The organism is Kitasatospora sp. NPDC098652, from assembly GCF_044760155.1.
Lineage (GTDB): Bacteria > Actinomycetota > Actinomycetes > Streptomycetales > Streptomycetaceae > Kitasatospora.
In genome coordinates, this window is sequence record NZ_JBIWAQ010000002.1 from 232081 (window position 1) to 250099 (window position 18019).

General features: G+C 75.4%; 15 protein-coding genes. 8 read left to right on the forward strand and 7 right to left on the reverse strand.

The window, feature by feature from the left end; genetic code table 11:
• Nucleotides 1-71 precede the first annotated feature (71 nt).
• Nucleotides 72-1661, reverse strand: coding sequence for a CoA transferase (locus tag ACIQWA_RS05130; RefSeq protein WP_402478319.1), 1590 nt, complete (start codon nucleotides 1659-1661; stop codon nucleotides 72-74).
• Nucleotides 1662-1905: 244 nt separating this feature from the next.
• Between ACIQWA_RS05130 and ACIQWA_RS05135 the strand changes: the two genes are divergently transcribed.
• Nucleotides 1906-2601, forward strand: coding sequence for an N-acyl homoserine lactonase family protein (locus ACIQWA_RS05135; RefSeq protein ID WP_402478322.1), 696 nt, complete (start codon nucleotides 1906-1908; stop codon nucleotides 2599-2601).
• Between the two features lie 66 nt (nucleotides 2602-2667).
• On the opposite strand, the gene ACIQWA_RS05140 is transcribed toward ACIQWA_RS05135, so the two are convergent.
• The gene (locus ACIQWA_RS05140) at nucleotides 2668-3927 is read right to left on the reverse strand and encodes a cytochrome P450 (RefSeq protein ID WP_402478325.1); all 1260 of its coding nucleotides are present in this window, start codon (nucleotides 3925-3927) and stop codon (nucleotides 2668-2670) included.
• 257 nt (nucleotides 3928-4184) lie between these two features.
• Between ACIQWA_RS05140 and ACIQWA_RS05145 the strand changes: the two genes are divergently transcribed.
• Nucleotides 4185-5156: a hypothetical protein gene (locus ACIQWA_RS05145; RefSeq protein ID WP_402478328.1), complete on the forward strand. Its 972-nt coding sequence runs from the start codon at nucleotides 4185-4187 to the stop codon at nucleotides 5154-5156.
• 308 nt (nucleotides 5157-5464) lie between these two features.
• On the opposite strand, the gene ACIQWA_RS05150 is transcribed toward ACIQWA_RS05145, so the two are convergent.
• The gene (locus ACIQWA_RS05150) at nucleotides 5465-5731 is read right to left on the reverse strand and encodes a zf-HC2 domain-containing protein (protein ID WP_360240343.1); all 267 of its coding nucleotides are present in this window, start codon (nucleotides 5729-5731) and stop codon (nucleotides 5465-5467) included.
• Between the two features lie 97 nt (nucleotides 5732-5828).
• On the opposite strand from ACIQWA_RS05150, the gene ACIQWA_RS05155 reads away from it, so the two are divergent.
• The 4 genes from ACIQWA_RS05155 (at nucleotide 5829) to ACIQWA_RS05170 (ending at nucleotide 10598) form a co-directional block, all read left to right on the forward strand.
• Complete coding sequence (locus ACIQWA_RS05155) at nucleotides 5829-6392, forward strand: sigma-70 family RNA polymerase sigma factor (RefSeq protein WP_402478332.1); 564 nt, start codon at nucleotides 5829-5831, stop codon at nucleotides 6390-6392.
• Between the two features lie 309 nt (nucleotides 6393-6701).
• Nucleotides 6702-8021: an MFS transporter gene (locus ACIQWA_RS05160; RefSeq protein ID WP_402478335.1), complete on the forward strand. Its 1320-nt coding sequence runs from the start codon at nucleotides 6702-6704 to the stop codon at nucleotides 8019-8021.
• Between the two features lie 171 nt (nucleotides 8022-8192).
• The gene (locus tag ACIQWA_RS05165) at nucleotides 8193-9551 is read left to right on the forward strand and encodes a cytochrome P450 (protein ID WP_402478338.1); all 1359 of its coding nucleotides are present in this window, start codon (nucleotides 8193-8195) and stop codon (nucleotides 9549-9551) included.
• A 75-nt stretch (nucleotides 9552-9626) separates the two neighbouring features.
• Complete coding sequence (locus tag ACIQWA_RS05170; RefSeq protein ID WP_402478341.1) at nucleotides 9627-10598, forward strand: L-tyrosine/L-tryptophan isonitrile synthase family protein; 972 nt, start codon at nucleotides 9627-9629, stop codon at nucleotides 10596-10598.
• Here ACIQWA_RS05170 and ACIQWA_RS05175 read toward each other — a convergent pair.
• Genes ACIQWA_RS05175 through ACIQWA_RS05185 form a run of 3 tightly spaced genes read right to left on the reverse strand, consistent with a single transcriptional unit; the run spans nucleotide 10580 to nucleotide 13612 of the window.
• Entirely contained in the window at nucleotides 10580-11428 is an 849-nt protein-coding gene (locus ACIQWA_RS05175) for an ABC transporter ATP-binding protein (RefSeq protein WP_402478344.1), read from the reverse strand. The genes ACIQWA_RS05170 and ACIQWA_RS05175 overlap by 19 nt on opposite strands.
• Nucleotides 11425-12513 carry a FecCD family ABC transporter permease gene (locus tag ACIQWA_RS05180; RefSeq protein ID WP_402478347.1) on the reverse strand — a complete coding sequence of 363 codons (1089 nt, stop codon included), beginning with the start codon at nucleotides 12511-12513 and terminating at the stop codon, nucleotides 11425-11427. The genes ACIQWA_RS05175 and ACIQWA_RS05180 overlap by 4 nt, the downstream gene beginning before the upstream one ends.
• 4 nt (nucleotides 12514-12517) lie before the next feature.
• Nucleotides 12518-13612, reverse strand: a complete 1095-nt coding sequence (locus ACIQWA_RS05185; protein WP_402478350.1) for an ABC transporter substrate-binding protein — start codon at nucleotides 13610-13612, stop codon at nucleotides 12518-12520.
• Nucleotides 13613-13925: 313 nt separating this feature from the next.
• Between ACIQWA_RS05185 and ACIQWA_RS05190 the strand changes: the two genes are divergently transcribed.
• Both ACIQWA_RS05190 and ACIQWA_RS05195 read left to right on the forward strand, forming a co-directional pair.
• Nucleotides 13926-14678, forward strand: a complete 753-nt coding sequence (locus ACIQWA_RS05190) for a helical backbone metal receptor (RefSeq protein WP_402479676.1) — start codon at nucleotides 13926-13928, stop codon at nucleotides 14676-14678.
• A gap of 58 nt (nucleotides 14679-14736) precedes the next feature.
• Nucleotides 14737-15765, forward strand: coding sequence for a transglycosylase SLT domain-containing protein (locus ACIQWA_RS05195; protein ID WP_402478352.1), 1029 nt, complete (start codon nucleotides 14737-14739; stop codon nucleotides 15763-15765).
• An 88-nt stretch (nucleotides 15766-15853) separates the two neighbouring features.
• Here ACIQWA_RS05195 and ACIQWA_RS05200 read toward each other — a convergent pair whose 3' ends face one another.
• Entirely contained in the window at nucleotides 15854-17869 is a 2016-nt protein-coding gene (locus tag ACIQWA_RS05200; protein WP_402478354.1) for a hypothetical protein, read from the reverse strand.
• Between the last annotated feature and the right edge of the window lie 150 nt (nucleotides 17870-18019).

Consider the following 18019-nt stretch of genomic DNA (forward strand, 5'->3'; position numbering starts at 1 on the left):
GGTCCAGCCGTCTCCGCCCCCGCCGGCTCCCCCGTTCCGCTCCGCGCCACCCCGTCACCCGAGGGCCCCGCTCAGCGCCAGACCGGCGCGTCCGTCCCCCAACGCCCGGGCGGGACGGCCCAGTCCCTTGGAGCGCCGTCGTAGCCGATCGGCGGCAGGGCGTACCGCAGCCGCCCGTACGCCGAGTCGGTCTCGGTGAGCCAGTGCGCCGGGTCGTACGGCTCGGCGCCCGGGAGCCCCGGTCCGGTCGGGCCGGTCAGGCCGGCCGGTTCGGCCGGTTCGGCCGGGATGCCGCGCATCAGCCAGGAGGCCGAGCCGACGAGGGAGAAGCGCAGGTGGCGGCCGCCGGGCCGGTGGGTGCGCTGCTCGGTGAGGGCACGCAGGACGGCGGCGGCGAGGAGGTAGGCGGTGCCGTGGTCGAGCGCCTGGGCGGGCAGCACGCCGGGACGGCCGTCGGGTCCCGCCTCGTGGGCGGCGATCCCGACACCGGCCTGGACCAGGCTGTCGAAGCCGCGGCGTGCGGCCCACGGGCCGGTCCAGCCCCAAGCGCTGATCTGGGCGAGGATCAGGTCGGGCCGGCGGGCGAACAGCGCCTCGGGGGCGAGGCCGTGGGCGTCGAGGGAGCCGGGTCGGTAGGCGTTGACGACGACGTCCGCGGTGTCGAGCAGGCCCTCGAACGTGGCGCGGTCGGCCGGGTCGGCGAGGTCGAGGCGGGTGGAGCGCTTGCCGAAGCCGGTGTCGGTGTGGGCGTCCTCGGCCTCGGGCAGCCGGGGCGAGTCGATCCGCAGCACGTCGGCGCCGAGCAGGGCGAGGGTGCGGGTGGCGACCGGTCCGGAGATCACCCGGCTGAGGTCGAGGACGCGGATCCCGGCGGCGGGCCGGTCCACCGGGGCCGCGACGAGCGGGCGCACGGGCGCGGCGCCGACCTCCCGGCACTCCACCAAGGGGTGCGCGGCCGCGCTCACCGGCGCGACCGCCACGGCGAGCGCCCCAGCCGCGTACGCGCGCTCCTGCACCTGCTCGCCCGGCAGCTTGCCGAGCGCCTCGGCGAGCTGCTCGGGCCCGGCGTCCGGGGCGAGTCCCAGGACGGCGAGCAGCCGGTCCCGGTGGTGCGGGTAGTTGGCGTGGGTGCGGATCCAGCCGTCGGCGGTGCGCCAGAAACCGGAGAGCGGGGCGAAGCCGACCGGCTTGCGGCCGTCGATCTCCAGGTGCCGCTCGCTGACGAAGGAGGTGGCGACCGCCCCCTCGTCCACCCGGACCGCGGGGACGGGCCCACCGCTGCGGAGCGCGGCGAGTTCGGCGGCGGCCAGCGAGCAGACGGCCACCGTGGCCCGGGCGAACCGGCTCACCGGCAGGCCCGACGGCAGGCCGCCCTGCGGGCCGTGGAAGGCCACCCGGTCGAGGAGCTCGGCCGGCCCGCCGAGGGCGGCCCAGACCTCTGCGGTGGGGCGGTCGGCGGCGGGACTGCCCGCGGGCCGGGGCTCGGGCCGGGCCCCGGGCTGCTGGGACCCGCGCCCGAGCGCCGACGCAAACTCGGGCGCAGACGCGGGCTCGGGCGTGGACGCGGTCTCGGGCTCGGGCTCGGTCGTGGACGCAGACGCGGACTCGGACTCGGACTCGGACTCGGACTCGGACTCAGGCGGTGTCGGACGATCGGTCATGCCGCGCATTGTGCTCCGTATCCGGATCGCCCGCCGTGACGCACGCCATCGCGCCCACCGGCCACCGGGCCGGGTGGCACCCGGGCGCCCACCCGTCCGTCCGCGCCGCCCCGCATTCCCGCTGGCCGGCGCGGGCCTGACGGGCAGGCAGGCGGAGCCCGGCCGACGGCTTCCGGACGCCGGGTAGGGTGCGAACAGCGGCCGCCACGGCCGACACACGGGGGCTGAGCGACAAGGGGGACGCATGCACACGATCCGCCGTCTGGACCTGGGCCACATCGTCCGGCCGGCCGCCGAGGTGGGCGGCCCCGAGCCGCGGGTGGAGCCGGTGCTCGCGTACCTGGTCCGCGGCCCGGGGTCGCTGCTGCTGTTCGACACCGGGATCGGCGCGGGCTCGCCGGAGACCGAGGCGCACTACCGCCCGTCCCGCCGCCCGCTGCCGGAGGCGCTCGCGGCGGCCGGCGTCGCGGTCTCGGACATCGACCTGGTGGTCAACTGCCACCTGCACTTCGACCACTGCGGCGGCAATCCGCTGTTCGCCGGAACGCCGGTGCTCGTCCAGGCCGAGGAACTGGCCACCGCCCGGCGCGGCGGCTACACCATCGACGCCCTGGTCGACTTCCCCGGCGCCGTCTATCACGAGCTCGACGGCGAGACCGAACTCTGGCCCGGCGTCCGGGTGCTGCCCACGCCCGGCCACACCGCGGGGCACCAGTCGCTGCTGGTCGAGCGCATGGACGGTTCCCGGGTGCTGCTGGCCGGGCAGGCGTACGACTTCGCCTCCGAGTACGGACAGGCGGTGCTGGCCCGGCAGGCCGCGCGCGACGGGGTGGCGGCGCCGCTGCCCGGCTACCGGTCCTGGCTGGACGAGGTCGCGGAGCACCGGCCGTGCCACGCGATGTTCGCGCACGACCACGCGATGTGGGCGTCGTCCGTCTGAGCGACGTGAAGGGGTGCGGGTTCAGGGGGTTCAGCAGGTTCAGGGGGTTAAGAGGGGTTAGAGGGTTCAGAAGGTGAACCCCAGCGAGCGGACCCGGTGGTCGAAGCTGGACGGGACGAGCACCGGTTCGCCGACCGACCGTGCCTCGGGCAGCCGGGTGAACAGCTCGCGGAACAGTGCCGTCATCTCCTGCCGGGCCAGGTGCGCGCCCAGGCAGTAGTGCGGCCCGCCGCCGCCGTAGCCGAGGTGGGGGTTGGGGGTGCGGGTGATGTCGAAGGCCTCCGGATCGGGGAAGACCGTCTCGTCCCGGTTCGCCGAGCCGTAGTACAGCGTGACCTTCTCCCCCGCCCGCAGCAGCGGGCCGCCGGGGCCGCCGAGCTCGTGGTCGACGGCGACGGTCCGGCGGAACTGGACGATCGGAGTGGCGTGGCGGACCATCTCGTCCACCGCCCCGGGGAGCCGGCCGTCCAGGTCGGCGAGCAGCAGCGCGCGCTGTTCGGGGTGGACGGTGAGCAGGTGCAGTCCGTGGGCGAGCGCGTTGCGGGTGGTCTCGACCCCGGCGACCAGCAGCAGCGAGAAGAAGGCACCCAGCTCGCGACCGGTGAGCCGGCGGCCGTCCACGTCGGCGGTGACCAGCGCGGAGATCAGGTCCTCGGCGGGACGGCGCCGGCGCTCGCGGCCGATCGCGGCCACGAGGCCCTGCATCCGGGCGAGCGCCGCCAGGCCGCGCCCGGGCACCCGGAACCGTCGGCGCAGCGGCCGCGCCACGCCGACGTCCGCGGAGTTGCGGTCGACCAGGTCGAGGATGGTGCGGCGGGGCTGCTCGGGGATGCCCATCATGGTGCAGATCACCTGGAACGGGAGCTGGGCGGCGACCGGGCGGACGAAGTCCTCGGGCCGGTCGCGCTCGACCGCGTCCACCAGGACGGCGGAGACGCGCCGGACGTCCTCCTCGACCCGGCCGAGCAGTCGCGGGGTGAAGGCCTGGGAGACGATCCGGCGCAGCTGGGCGTGCCGGGGGTCGTCGAGGTTGACCATCGAGTCGCCGAACAGCAGCCGGACCCAGCGGGCCGGTTCGGGGGTGGTCACGCCGGGGGCGGAGCGGAAGACGGCGGGGTTGCGACTCGCCTCGACCACGTCGGCGTGCCGGACCAGGGCGTGGAAGCCCCGGCCGGTGGCGCGGTCGCCGAAGTAGACGGGGGCGGGGCGGCGGCGCAGCTCGGCGAAGGCCGCGGCGCGGACGGGGGCGGGTAGCTGCCAGAAGCGGGGGTCGGTGAGGTCGGGGGTGTCTGCCGCCGGGGCGGGGACCTCCGTCGGGGTGTCCATGGCCGTGCCTCCTGCTTCCGGTCGGGTTCGCTCCGACTCGTGCCGCTCGGTCAGGGTTCATTCCGACACGCACGTTCCGCACCGGAGTGTGCACATTTAGTGACCAGGGAGTGCGTGTGTCAAGCCGGTTGGACCGTGGCGTGAAACGGTGCTACAAGCGGGTGATCGGTCGACCTGACGGGCCGGGCATGGTCTCACGGGCCGGAAGCGGCCATCACCGGAGGGTGCGGTACGGGCGGGGCGGGGCGAGTGCGACGATGAGTGCCATCGTGATGACCGACCGGATCCGCCTGCTGCGCGCCGCGGTCTTCGCCGCGCTGTGCGTGGCGATGGCCGCCGCGGCGCACGTCGCCATGGCCGGGGCCGGGGTCTCGGCGCCGGTCCTGCTCGGCGCGTTCGGGGCGGTCCTCGGACTGACCTGGCTGCTGGCCGGGAAGCGGCGCGGGATCGGAGTCATCAGCGCCTGGATGCTCTCGGCGCAGGCCGCCCTGCACCTGTTCTTCGAACACGCCGCGACGCTCGGACGCGGCGGCGGCGGTCTGGGCCGGCTCGCCGGCACGGACTGGGCCGCCCTGCTGCTCTGCAACCCGGACCGGGCGGCCGACGGGCTCTCGCCCGCCGAGCTGGCCCGGATGGCGGGCATCGACCCGGACGTCCCCCCGACCGCGGGCAGCCTGCGGCCGATGGCGGGCATGCACCACGGGGCGATGACGGGGACCGGCGTCGGGCCCGGGGTCGGGCCCGCGAGCGGGGTCGGGACCGGGACGGCCGACGGGGCGGCCATGGACATGGGGATGCCCGGGATGCCGGGGATGACGGGCTCACCGGGGACGGTGGGCATGCCCGGGACCGCGGACATGCCGGGGATGTCGCACGCGCTGCCGACGGGCCCGGCCCACGGGATGGCCCATGGGATGGCCCACGACATGTCGCACAGCATGTCGCCCGGGATGGCCCTCGCCCACGTCCTGGCGGCGCTGGCCTGCGCCCTGCTGCTCTGGCGCGGTGACGCCGCGCTGGTCCGGGTGTTCGAGCTGCTCGCCGCCCTCGGGGCGGTCGTCGCCGGGGCGCTGCTGCTCCCGCTGCTGACGCTGTTCGCCCGCCCCTTCGGGTACCGGCCGCCGGTCGTCGCCCGGCCCGCCGACCGGCCGGACGGCCTGCCCCGGTCGGTGCTGCTCACGCATGCCGTCGTCCGGCGCGGTCCACCGGCGTTCGCCCTCGCCTGCTGACGCGCCCGACGCGCTCCTCCCCATCCGGCCGATGACCGGCCGGTGACCGGCCCGCTGCCGGAACCTCCGGGGCCTCGACGTCGGGCAGGTCGCCCCGTCGCTCCGCCGCGCCCCTGCGCCGTGCGTGCCGTCGGGGCCCGGGCCCGGATCCGCGACCGCCGACGCCTCCACGGGAGGTGCGGAGCGCCGCGCGGCCGGCCCATGGACGCCTGCGGTGCCGCTGTGCGCGGTGCCGCTCCCTGCCTTCCCCCCGGGACCTTCCCATGCCTCACTTCGACGGCGCTCCGGTTCGCACCGGCGCCACCGTCCTACCGTTCCGTGGCCTTCGGCGCCTCCGCTGCGGGGCCGACCGGGCCCTCCAGCCCCAGCCGGGCGGACAGTCCGGCCGCCCACTCCGGCGCCGGCCCGTCGGCGGCGGCCGCCCGCACCTGGGCGCGCAGTCGCTCGGCCCGGTCCAGCCAGTCCCGGCAGCCGGCGCAGCGCGCCAGGTGCTTGTCCAGCCGGGTGCCGGGCAGGCCGCTCGGTTCGCCGTCGAGCCGGGCGGACAGAGCGGTACGGAACTGCGCGCATCTCATATGACCATCGTCCCGCACGGCGACCAGGGCGGTGCCGTCCGGGGCATCGCGAGCCGGGGCATCACGCGGGACATCGTGGGCCGGATCGGGGGCCGCCGTGGATGACGACCAGCTCACCGCACTCGCACTGGCCGCCCGCTCGGGCCGGGCGGCGGACGTCGAGGCCTTCGTCCGGGCGACCCAGCGGGACGTCTGGCGCTTCGTCGCCCACCTGACCGACGTGCAGTCCGCCGACGACCTCGCCCAGGAGACCTTCCTACGGGCCCTGCGCGGCCTGCCCGCCTTCGCCGGCCGCTCCTCGGCCCGCACCTGGCTGCTGTCGATCGCCCGGCGCACGGTCATCGACCGGTACCGGATGGCCGCCGCCCGGCCGCGCTGCGCGGCGCTGCCGGACTGGCAGGAGGCGGCGGAACGGCAGGGCGACACCCCGACGGCCGGGTTCGAGGACGGGATCGCCCTCGGGGACCTGCTCGAACGGGTACCCGCCCAGCGACGGGAGGCCTTCGTGCTGACCCAGGTGGTCGGCCTGAGCTACGCGGAGGCGGCCGAGGTCGCCGGATGCCCGGTCGGCACCGTTCGCTCCCGGGTCGCCCGGGCGCGCGAGGAACTGGTCGCGCGCCTGCGGGCCGCGGAGGCCGGGGAACTCGCGACGGCCTGCTGAGGGGCGGGCGGGCTGCGGCTGACGGCTGACGGCTGACGGCGAACAGATAACAGCGAACAGATAACGGATAACAGATGACAGATTTCGAAATCTGTCATCTGTTATCCGTCTGCTGTCATCTGTTCGCCGCCACCGGCCCCCGCCGAAAAATCCCCCAAGTGTTCGGAACTGGAGCCCTCCCGCCTCCGACTGCTGTACCGGACGCCGCCGCCGAGGCGGTGCCGGTACGGCAGCGGGGAACGGAGGACCATCATGCGAGCGCAACGCCCCTCGGCCGCCATTGACCTGACTGGCCGTCAGATTGAACAGGTGGATCGGTGGAGCCTGGTCGTGGCCGCAGGGATGCTCTCGTTCGTCGCGATGCTCGACATGAACGTGGTCAACCTGGCGCTCACCGACCTGGCTTCCGGTCTGCACGTCTCCGCCGGGGTCGCGCAGTGGGCCGCGCTCGGCTACCAACTCCCCCTCGTGGCGCTGCTGTTGCCGGCCGGGCGGTGGCTGGACCAGGTCGGCACCCGGTCCGCGCTGCTGCTCGCCGTCAGCTGCTTCGCGGCCTGTAGCGTGCTGGCCGCCCTTGCCCCGTGGGCGAGTTGGCTGATAGCCGCACGGCTGCTGCAAGGCGCCTTCGGGGCCGTCCTGTTCGTCCTGATGCCGGTCCTGGCCGCGACCTCCGTCCGGCCCGAGCTGCGCGGGCGGGCGATGAGCGTGCCCGCGACGCTGGGGCCGCTCGGCGCCGTCACCGGGCCGGTGGTCGGTGGCCTGCTGCTGGACCACTTCGGGTGGCGGGCGGTCTTCCTGGTGAAGCTGCCGGTCTGCCTGGCCGCCGTGCTGATCGTGCACCGCCACGCCCCGCGGCGCGGTGGGCTCCGTCTGCCCGACCGGGGCTCGCTCGGCGACGCCGCCCTGATCGGCGCGGCCGTGGCCGCCGTGCTGCTCGGGCTCACCCTGGCGCCGACGGCCCCGGCGTGGCTGCTGCTCGCGCTGCCCGCCGTCCCCCTGGTGCTGCGGTGGCTGCGCCGCCCGGGCGGGCGGCCGGTCGCCGAGGTGCTGCGGGCCGCCCGGACCACCGGGGTGAACGCCTCGGTGCTGGCACTCGCCGCCGGCTTCGCGGCCTGCCAGTACCTGCTGGTCCAGCAGCTGCGCGGCCCCCGGGGCGAGAGCGCCACCGCCACCGCGCTGACCATGCTGGCCTTCCCGCTCGGCATGGTGCTGGCCGGCCGGGTCGGCGGACGCCTGGCCGACCGCTGGGGCGCCCGCCCGACGGCGCTCACCGGCGCCGTCGTCACCACCTGCGGCCTGGCCTCGCTCATTCCGGTGGGCAGCGACTGGTCCGCCCTCGACATCGCCGTCCGGCTGGCCGTCGCCGGCGCCGGCATGGGCCTCAACGGCGGTCCGACCCAGGCCCTGGTGATGACCGCCGCCCCGCCCGGGAAGCTCGCCACCGCCGGCTCCGCCGTCCAACTCTCCCGCAGCCTGGGCTTCGCCCTCGGCCCGGCCCTGGCCACCGCCGCCGCCCTGGCGGGCGACCGCGCCACCACCGGCACCCACGCGGGCATCACCCTGGCCACCGTGGCCGCGGCAACCGCCGTACTGCTGCTCGCCCTGCACGGCCGCCGCCCGCGGCCGTAGGGCCAGGCGGAGACCGAACACCGGAATACCCAGACACCGGAACACAGAGGCACCGGAACACCCAGACACCCGAACGCCGGAACCCCCGGAACGCCCAGCACCGGAACACCGAGCACCGGAACGCCGAGCACCGGACACCGCACACATCTGCCCCTTCGGAGGAGCACACCCATGACCGACACCGTCCCCGCCCCCGCCCCCTCCCCCACCCCCACAGCGCCCGAGGCCCCGGCCGAGCCCCCGCGCTGCCCGTACGGGCACGACCGGCTCCCCAGCCCCGTCCCGCTGTACGGCGAGGCCTACAAGACCGACCCGTACCCCCTCTACGCCCGGATGCGCGAGGCCGGGCCGGTGCACCGGGTGGAGTTCCCGAGCGGCATCCACGCCTGGCTGGTCACCGGCCACCAGGCGGCCCACGCGACCCTCAACGACCCCCGGCTCGGCAAGAACCACAGCCTGGGCAACGAGAACTGGCGCCGGCTGGCCTCGATCATGCCGGAGCCGCAGCACTCCCAGCTCCAGGTCCACCTGCTGCACCAGGACCCGCCCAAGCACACCGTGATGCGCCGCCTGGTGCTGGACGCCTTCGCCCCGCGCCGGGTGGAGTCGCTGCGCCCGCGGCTGCGGGAACTCGCCGACACGTTGGTGGACGGCCTGCCCGCAACCGGCGGCGCCGACCTGGTGGCGGGCTTCGCGGCCCACTACCCCTTCCGGGTGCTGGCCGAAGTCATCGGCCTGCCGCCCGAGTTGGCGGAGCGCTTCGACCGCGACTGGGGCAAGGTGGTCCAGCCGGTCGGCCCGCAGGACCCGGGTCGACCGGCGTACGAGGCGCGGCTGCGCGGGTTGCAGACGTACATCGCCGAGGTGGTCGCCCGCAAGCGCGCGGACTGCCGGGAGCCGGGCTGGACCGAGGCCGAGGACCTGCTGGGCCGGCTCGTCGCCGCCCACGACGCGGGTGAGTTGAGCCGCGAGGAGCTCGACTCGATCGTCTTCCAGCTGCTGGTCGCCGGCCAGGAGCCGGTCACCAACCAGATCACCACCATGCTGATCACCCTGCTGCGCCACCCCGAGCAGCTCACCGAGCTGCGCGCCCGCCTCGACGAACCCGGCCGGCTGGCCCGGGCGGTGGAGGAACTGCTGCGCCACGATGCCGCGTTCGAGCTCACCACCTGGCGCTTCTTCGCCGAGGACAGCGACCTGTTCGGCACCACCGTGCCGGCCGGCGACTCGGTGATCGTCTCGCTCTGCGCCGCCAACCGGGACGACGAGCAGTTCCCGGAGGCCGACCGCCTCGACCTCGACCGCACGCCGAACGCCCACCTCGCCTTCGGGCACGGCATCCACTACTGCCCGGGCGCCGCCCTGGCCCGGGCCGAGCTCCAGATCGCCGTCCACACCCTGATCGGCCGACTGGACGGGCTGCGCCCGGCCGGTGCGCCCGGGGACGGCCTGGACGAACTCGCCTGGATCCCGGCCGTCCTGGCCCGTGGGGTAAACCGGCTGCCGGTCGCCTACGACCGGCGCCGCTGAGCACCCCGCCCCTCACCACACCTCCCCACCGCACCTACCCACCAGCCCTACCGCCGCCCCCGGAGGAGATCCATCATGCCGCCCGCCGGCACCGCCCCCCTCGTCACCAGCACCCCCGGGCAGCCGTCGACGGCGCAGCTCGCCGCCCGCGTCCTCGACCTGCTGCTACCGCACCGTCGCGCCTCCGACCCGGAGTTCGACGCCCGGCCCGCGCACTTCCCCTTGCAGCTGGCGCAGTTGGCGGACTTCATCGCGGCCGGTGAGCCGATCGTGTTCACCCTCCCGGGCTTCCCCTGCAAGTCGCCGAACCCGGCCAAGGTGCTCGGCCACCTGCCCGACGAGGGCGAGCGGCTGTCGCTGACCTTCCTGGACGAGCTCTGCGAGCGAATAGGCCGGATCCACCCGCCCGGTGCCCGGATCCTGATCTGCTCGGACGGCCACATCTTCGGCGACCTGATCGACGTCCCGGACGACCACATCGACGAGTACTCCGACGAGTTGACCGCGATGATCGAGCGCGAGGGCCTGCACCACCTGGACACCTTCGACCTGCGGGCGGTGCTCGGCGACCTGCCGTACGACGAGAAGCGCGCCCGGGTGCACGAGCGGTACGCGCCGAGCGTCGAGGAGTTGCGCGAGCAGGTGCTGTCCGAGCAGGAGACCCTGCGGCTCTACCGGGGCATCACCCGCTTCCTCACCGAGGACGCCGTGAACTTCCCCGGCACCAGGTCGGCCCTCCAGCGGGAGTGCCGTCGGCGCGCCTACGGGGTCATTCAACGCAGCCGGGCCTGGGGCGAGTTGATCGCCGAGCAGCACCCCCGGGCGGTGCGGCTGTCGATCCATCCACAGCCGGCCGGGGCGCCCAAGTTCGGCATCCGGCTGCTGGCCGCCGCCGACGCGTGGATGACGCCCTGGCATTCTGCGGTGCTCCACCGGCCGGACGGCGGCTGGGAGTTGCGGCGCAACGAGGAGGCCGCACGGCTCGGCCGGCCGGTGCTGCGCAACGGCCGGCCGAGCCACTACGAGGGCTACCCGGACAGGCCCTGAGCCCCGTACCGCCCCGGCACGGTGGACCCGGTCGGGGCGGCCCCGGCCAGGGCGGAACCCGCCGGGGCGCGGTGGTCGAAGGCGATCAACGGGTCCCCGGTGAGCGGGTGCTCGACCACCGCGGCCCGGACGCCGAAGACCTCCGCCAGCAGCTCCGGCGTCAGCACCTCGCGCGGCGCCCCGGAGGCCACCAGGGCGCCGCGGTGCAGCACGTGCAGCCGGTCGCAGACCGAGGCCGCGGCGTTGAGGTCGTGCAGCGCGACCAGCGTGGTGCGGCGCTGTTCCCGTAGCAGGGCCAGGAGTTCGACCTGGTGTCGGACGTCCAGGTGGTTGGTCGGCTCGTCCAGGACCAGGACGTCCGGCTGCTGGGCGAGCGCGCGGGCGAGCAGCACCCGCTGCCGTTCGCCGCCGGAGAGCTGGGCGAAGCGGCGGTCGGCGGCCTCCGCCATGCCGACGCGGAGGAGGGCCTCGGCGGTGATCCGGTGGTCCTCGGGGTCGTCGGCCGCGAAGGCCCGCTTGTACGGGGTGCGGCCCATCGCGACCACCTCCCGCACGCTCAACTCGAAGTCCCCGCCGCGTTCCTGGGGCAGTGCCCCGATGTGCCGGGCGGACTCGGCGGGCCGCAGTCCGGCCAGGTCCCGCCCGGCCAGCAGCACCCGGCCGGCGCTGGGCCGCAGGTGCCGGTAGACGGTGCGCAGCAGGCTGGACTTGCCGCTGCCGTTGGGCCCGACCAGTCCGGCGATCTCGCCCTCCTCGGCGACCAGGTGGACCCCGGCCACCACGGTGCGCCCGGCCAGGGTGACGCTCAGGTCCTCGACGGCGATCCTCAACTGCGCTCCAGTCGTCGGTCCAGCAGGTAGAGCAGGGTGGGGGCGCCGAGCACGGCGGTGACCACGCCGATCGGCAGTTCCTGGCCGTCCAGGGCGGTGCGGGCCACGGTGTCGACGACGACCAGGAGCACCGCCCCGGTGAGGGCGGACAGCGGCAGCAGGCGCCGGTGGTCGCCGCCGACGAGCAGCCGGCAGACGTGCGGCACCATCAGCCCGACGAAGCCGATCGCCCCGGAGACGGCGACCAGTACCCCGGTGAGCACGCTGGTGACGACGAAGACCTCGCGGCGCAGCCGGGTGACGTCCACGCCGAGTCCGGCGGCCGTCTCGTCCCCCATCAGCATCGCGTTGAGCCCGCGGGCCCGCGCCTGGAGCAGGGCCAGGCCGAGTGCCACGGCGGCCACCGGGACGGCGAGTTGGGCCCAGACGGCGCCGCCGAGGCTGCCCATCAGCCAGAACAGCACGCCCCGGGTCTGCTGTTCGTCGCTGGTCTGCAGGACGAGGTAGCTGGTGATGCCGCCGAGGAACTGGGCGATGCCGATGCCGGCCAGCACCAGGCGCAGCGGGGAGAACCCGCCGCCGCGTCGGGCCATCAGCCAGACCAGGGAGAACGCGGCGAGCGCCCCGGCGAAGGCGGCGAGTGAGACGGTGAGGCCGAGCCCGCTGCCGAGGGAGAGTTCGAGTCCGAAGGCGGTGCCGAGGACGAGGGTGGCGACCGCCCCGAGGGAGGCGCCGGAGGAGATGCCGAGCAGGTAGGGGTCGGCGAGCGGGTTGCGGACCAGGGCCTGGACGGCGGTGCCGACCAGGCCGAGTCCGGCGCCCACCACGGCCGCCAACAGGGCGCGCGGGACGCGCAGTTGCCAGACGATGAGGTCGCGGGTGCCGGGTTCCGGGGCGCGGCCGGTGAGGTGGTGGGCGACCGCCGACCAGACCTCGCCGGGTGGGATGTCCACCGAGCCGAGTGAGACGGCGGCGGTCAGCGCGAGCACCAGGGTGACGGCGAGGGCTGCGGCCAGCGGCCCGGCCCGCAGGGTGCGGGCCGGGCGCCGGGTGTCCGGGGCCTCGGCGAGGTCGGCCGACGTCACGGCCCTACTGCCCGTTCTTGACGAGGTCGGGGTGGACGGTGGCGGCGATCTGCCGGACGGCGTCGGCGTTGCGCGCGCCCGCGATGGTGGTCACCTCGGAGCCGAGCCGGACGAAGTGCCCTTCCTGGACGGCCTTGAGGCCCTGGGTCGCCGGGAAGCCGCGCAGGAACGCCTCGGCGTCGTCGAAGGCCTTGCGGGTGGCCTCCTCGCTGCCCCGGTTGCGCACGGCGAGCTGGATCCAGTCGGGGTTCTTGGCCACCACGTCCTCCCAGGAGCCGGGCTTGAAGTCGGCGTCGCAGTCGGCGAAGACGTTGCGGGCACCGGCCAGGGTGATGACGGCGTTGGCCACCTGGCGGCCGCAGACCGCGACCGGCTGCTTGGTCCCGGCGTCGAAGTCGAAGACGAAGTAGCTGGGCCGCTTGTCCTCCGGGACGGCGGCGAGCGCGGTGCGGACCCCGCCGATCTGCTTCTCCATCCCGTTGACGAGCTCCTCGGCCCGGGCGCCGGTCCCGGTGACGGCGCCGAGGCGGCGGATGTCCTCCTCGATCCCGGCGAGGTCGGTGCGCGGCGCCTTGGCGGCCTTCGGGGTTCCGGCGCAGGCGGTGGAGAGCAGGTAGACGTGCTGGATGCCGGCCGCGGCGTACTCCGCCTCGCTGGGCCCGGTGGCGCCGCCGCCCATCATCGGCATCGCGCCGAAGGTGTCGACGTAGAGGTCGGCGCCGGAGCCGAGCAGCTTCTCCTTGGGGATGGTCTTGTCGCCGAGCACCGGCACCTTGGCGCCCTGCTCGGCGAGCGCTGCCGGCAGGGTGCCCTTGCCGGGCGGGAAGCCGGTGCCGATCACCCGGTCGCCCGCGCCGAGTTGGAGCAGCAGCTCCAGGCTGGCCGCGTTGCTGGTGACGATCTTCGTCGGGGCCTTGGCTATGGTCGTCTCCTTGCCCGCGCAGTCGGCGACCGTGACGGGGTAGGCGGCCCCGGCGGGGGCGGCCTGGGCGGTGGGAGCGGCGCTGCCGCCGCCACCGTTGCCGCCACCGCTGCTTCCGCAGGCCGTGGCGAACAGGGCGACGGCGGCCGCGATACCGCAGACGACGCGAGGGCGCATGAGGACTCTCCTGGTCGGTGATCGTGCTGGGGGCCCGCGCTGCGGACCCGGACCAGGTAGTCGGGCGGGGCCCGCGCCGGGTTCCCGGAACTTCCGGAGCGTCCGGGACTTCCGGAACGTCCGGTGCTTCCGGTGCTTCCGGACGGCCACGGGCGCGGCGGCCCGCGCGTAGGGTGGCCGGGTGGCAGACCCGACCAGCCCGCACGACGGCGACCCGCACGACGGCGACCCACGCGACGGCGACCCACGCGACGGCGACCCGCGCGACGGCGACCCGCGCGACGACCTCGGCCTGCCCGTACGGCTCGGGCCGCTGCCGCCCCGCCGGGTGGTCTCGCTGGTGCCCTCGCTGACCGAGGCCGTCGCCGCCACCGCGCCCGCCCTGCTGGTCGGCGCCACCGACTGGTGCAGCCACCCCGCCGAACTCGCCGTCACCCGGATCGGCGGCACCAAGAACCCGGACGTGCCGGGCGTCCTCGCGCTCGCCCCGGACCTCGTGATCGCCAACGACGAGGAGAACCGCCGCCCCGACCTGGAGGCACTGCGGGCCGCCGGGGTTCCGGTGTGGGTCACCGACATCCGCACCCTGGACGACGCCTTCCGCTCGCTGGACCGGCTGCTGACCGTCGCCTGCCGACTGCCGCGCCCGGCCTGGCTGGACGAGGCGGAGCAGGCGTGGCGGGACGTCCGGCCGAGTACCGCCCACGGCCCGCGCGCGGTCGTGCCGATCTGGCGCCGCCCGTGGATGGTGCTCGGCCGCGACACCTTCGCCGGGGACCTGCTGCGCCGCCTCGGCCTGCGGCTCGTCCACGCCGAACACCCCGAGCGCTACCCGGCCGTGCCGCTGCCCGACCTGCTCGCCGAGCGGCCGGACCTGGTGGTGCTGCCGGACGAGCCGTACCGCTTCACCGTCGAGGACGGCCCGGAGGCGTTCCCCGGCATCCCGGTCGCGCTGGTCAGCGGACGGCACCTGACCTGGTACGGGCCCTCGCTGACGGAGGCCCCGGCCGTCCTCCGGCGGGCGATCGGGCACCCGTTCGTCCAGGGGGATACGACCGCACCATAGGATGACCGCCACTCGCCGGGATCACGGGATCCCCGGCGACGAGTGGGGGGAACCACAGATGAAGTTGCGCACCACCCGGCGGGCCACCGTCCTGGTGTCCGCCGTCGCCGTGTCGACCGCCGTCCTGGCGGGCTGCGGCACCGAGAGCGGGGACAAGCACCCGAGCGCCGGATCCAGCACCACCCTCACCGCGGCCTCCGCCACGCCGACCGACACGTCGAGCACGAGCCCGTCCGCGAGCACCACCCCGACGCCGAGCGCCTCCGCCTCCGCGAGCCCCGCCGCCTCGCACAGCCCGAGCGCCGGCACGAGCAAGGCCGCGAAGGCCTCGCCCACCGCCCAGAGCGGCAACGCCAAGGGCAGCGGCGGCACCGCGGCCGGTGCGCCCGCCACCCAGCCGCCGGTCGAGAAGCCCGCCATCCCGGCGCCCGTACCGACCGCCAAGCCCGGCGCCGTCGCCCTCCCCGCACCGCCCGCGCCGCCCGCCGGCCACGTGCCCCCGGCACAGAGCGGCTGCCAGCCCAGCAAGCCCCAGCCGGACGAGCCCAAGCCGGCGGTCGCCGCGGCGCTCGCGGCGGCGGCCGGCCAGTCCCGGGTGCTCAACCTCAGCTCGGGCGGCACCGACAAGCTCCCGCCGCTGCCGGTCAACCTGGTCAAGGCGATCGCCTGGCAGGAGAGCGGCTGGCAGTCCGGCATCCTCGCCTGCGACGGCGGGATCGGCACCATGCAGGTCATGCCCAACACCGTCAGCTGGATGAACGGCAAGTACGGCACCACCTCGGACCCCAAGACGCTCACCGGGAACGTCCAGCTCGGCACCCAGCTGATCGACTGGCTGGTCGCCTACTACGGCGACTCCTCCTTCGGCGGCAAGTACGACCTCTCCGCCGACCCGGCCACCGGCAAGACGCCGCTGCTCGACCTGGTCATCTCCGCGTACAACGCGGGCGCGGGCAACGTGCACTACACCACCGTCACCGACCCCACCACGGGCGAGGTCGTCGGCAGCCTCGACATACCGAACCCGAAGTACGTCGCCAACGTGAAGGCGCTGATGGCGAGCCAGCCCTGGAACAAGGCGGGCTGACGGCCCCTTCGCAGCAGGACCCGCACGGCACAGGGCCCGGGACGCGATCGCGTCCCGGGCCCTGCGTGTCCGGCCGGCCGCCCGGAGGTCAGCCGCGCGCGGCGGTGACGGCGGCGCCCAGCGCCTCCTTGATCCGGGGGCCGAGGCGGGCGAAGCCCAGCTCCTTCATGGCCGCACGGAGCAGCTCCTCGTCGCTCCGCCCGGTGCCGTCACCGTCGATCCAGCGGACGACGGCGAGCAGTTCGTCCGCCGAGTAGGCGGTCACGGGGCGGCCGGGGGTGAAGTCCGGCTTCGCGGGACGGCCGGTGGCCTCCTCGGCAACGGGCTCGGGCTCGGGCTCGGGCTCGACAGCGGGGGTCACCTCGGCGACGGCCTCGGGCTCCGGCTCGACGGTCGGCTCGGCCTCGACAACGGCCTCCGGCTCGGCGGCGGGCTCCTCGACCGCCGCGACCTCGGCGACGGCCTCGGGCTCGACCTCGGCGGCGGGCGCCTCGGCAACAGCCGCAAGCTCCTCCTCCACCACGGCCGGAGCCTCCTCGACGGCGTCGACCTCGATCGGCGACTCCTCGACCTCGACGGCCTCGACCTCGGCAGTCTCGACCTCAACGGCCTCGGGCTCGGCCTCAACCTCGGCCTCAACCTCGACAACAGCCTCGGCCTCTGCGGCAGGCTCCTCGACCTCGACCGACTCGGCCTTCGGCTCGGCCGCCTGCTCCGCGACCTCGTCCGCCGCTGCGGCCTCGGCCAGGGCGGCGGTGGCGGCAGCCACCAGGTCGTCAGCGGCCGGGGAGGGCGCCGGGAGGGAGACCACGGCGGCCGGAGCCTCCTCCTCCTCCTTCTCCTCCACCACCGCAGCAGGCTCGGCCTCGACGGAGTCCACGTCCGAGCCGGACGCCGTCTCGATGTCCTCGGCCTCGACGTCCGCCTCGGTCCGGACCTCGTCCACGGCCTCCACCGAGACGTCGGCGTCGGCGTCGGCGTCGGCGTCGGCGTCGGCGTCCGTGTCAGCGTCCGTGTCGGTGTCAGCGTCCGTGTCGGTGTCGGCCTCAACCGGGGCCTCAACCTCGGCCTCGGGCAGCTCGGTGACCGTCTCCTCGGTGACCGTCTCCACGGCAACCGGCTCCTCGACGACCGGCGTCGCAGCAGCCGACCCCGCCAGCCCGTCCCGCTGCCCGCCCGCGAGCGCCTGCCGCGCCGCGTACGCGGCCTCGGCGGCGCGGCGGTCGGCCTTGGCGGCCGTGAGTTCGGCGAGCAGGTCGGCGAGGCCGGCCTCCTCCAGGGTGGCGCGCAGGCTGCGGATGGTGGGCAGGCGGTAGAGGGTGCCCTCGTCGGCGGCGAGGCGCTCGACCAGGTCGGCCAGTTCCACGAAGGCGAGCCCGTCGAGGTCGTGGTCGGGCAGCAGTCGGGCGAGGCCGCGCAGGCCGGTGTTGATCGGCTCGAAGGCCTGGGCGGTGCGCTCGACCAGGTCGCCGTCGGCGGGCACGCGCGGGAGGGTGCCGGCGGGGGCGACGGCGGCCCAGGCGCGGCGCTCGATCTCGGCGGAGGTGAGCGCCTCGTGCAGGTCCTCGCGGCGGACCTTGCGGTCGTGGGCGAGGGCGGCGGCCTGCTTGCGCAGCGAGCGGCCGCGCAGCCAGGACAGCTTGACGCCGTTCTCCCGGCGCCAGGTGCTGTCCGCGGTGGCGGCGGCGAGGGCGACGAGGTCGGCGTCGTACGCGGCGCCGGTGAGGGTGGCGGAGGTGCGGCGGACCCGCTGGAGCATCTCGACCAGCAGCGCGGTCTTGGCCACGGTGTCGGGCTCGTCCAGCTTGACCTCGGCGGCCATCGCGGTGACGGCTTCCCAGGTCTGCTGGAGGTCGCTGCCGCGGAGTTCGGCGAGCGCGGTGGAGGCGGCGCGGGCGTCCTCGGGGGTGGCGACGGTGTCGACGGCCGCGTACCAGGCGTGGGTGTCGGCGCTGAGTGTGAAGGCCCCGAGTTCGGCGTAGCGGCCGAGGTCCTCGCGGAGGTCGGCCTCCGCAGCGGCGTCCTGGGAGTCCTTGACGTCTGCGGCGTCGGCGACGTCCGCCGGGTCGGCTGCGTCGGCGTTGCGCGAGTGAAGCACTGTCATGTGAGGTCCGGTTCTGGGCGACGGCGGCGGGGCTGACGGCGAGGGGGCGGCGGACCGGGTGCACGGGGCCCCTGGGGCGGGACCGGGGGGCGTGCGAGTCGGGCCGCCGGTTGTGGAGGCCCAGAATACGGGTGCCCGTTCGAGGCTTGC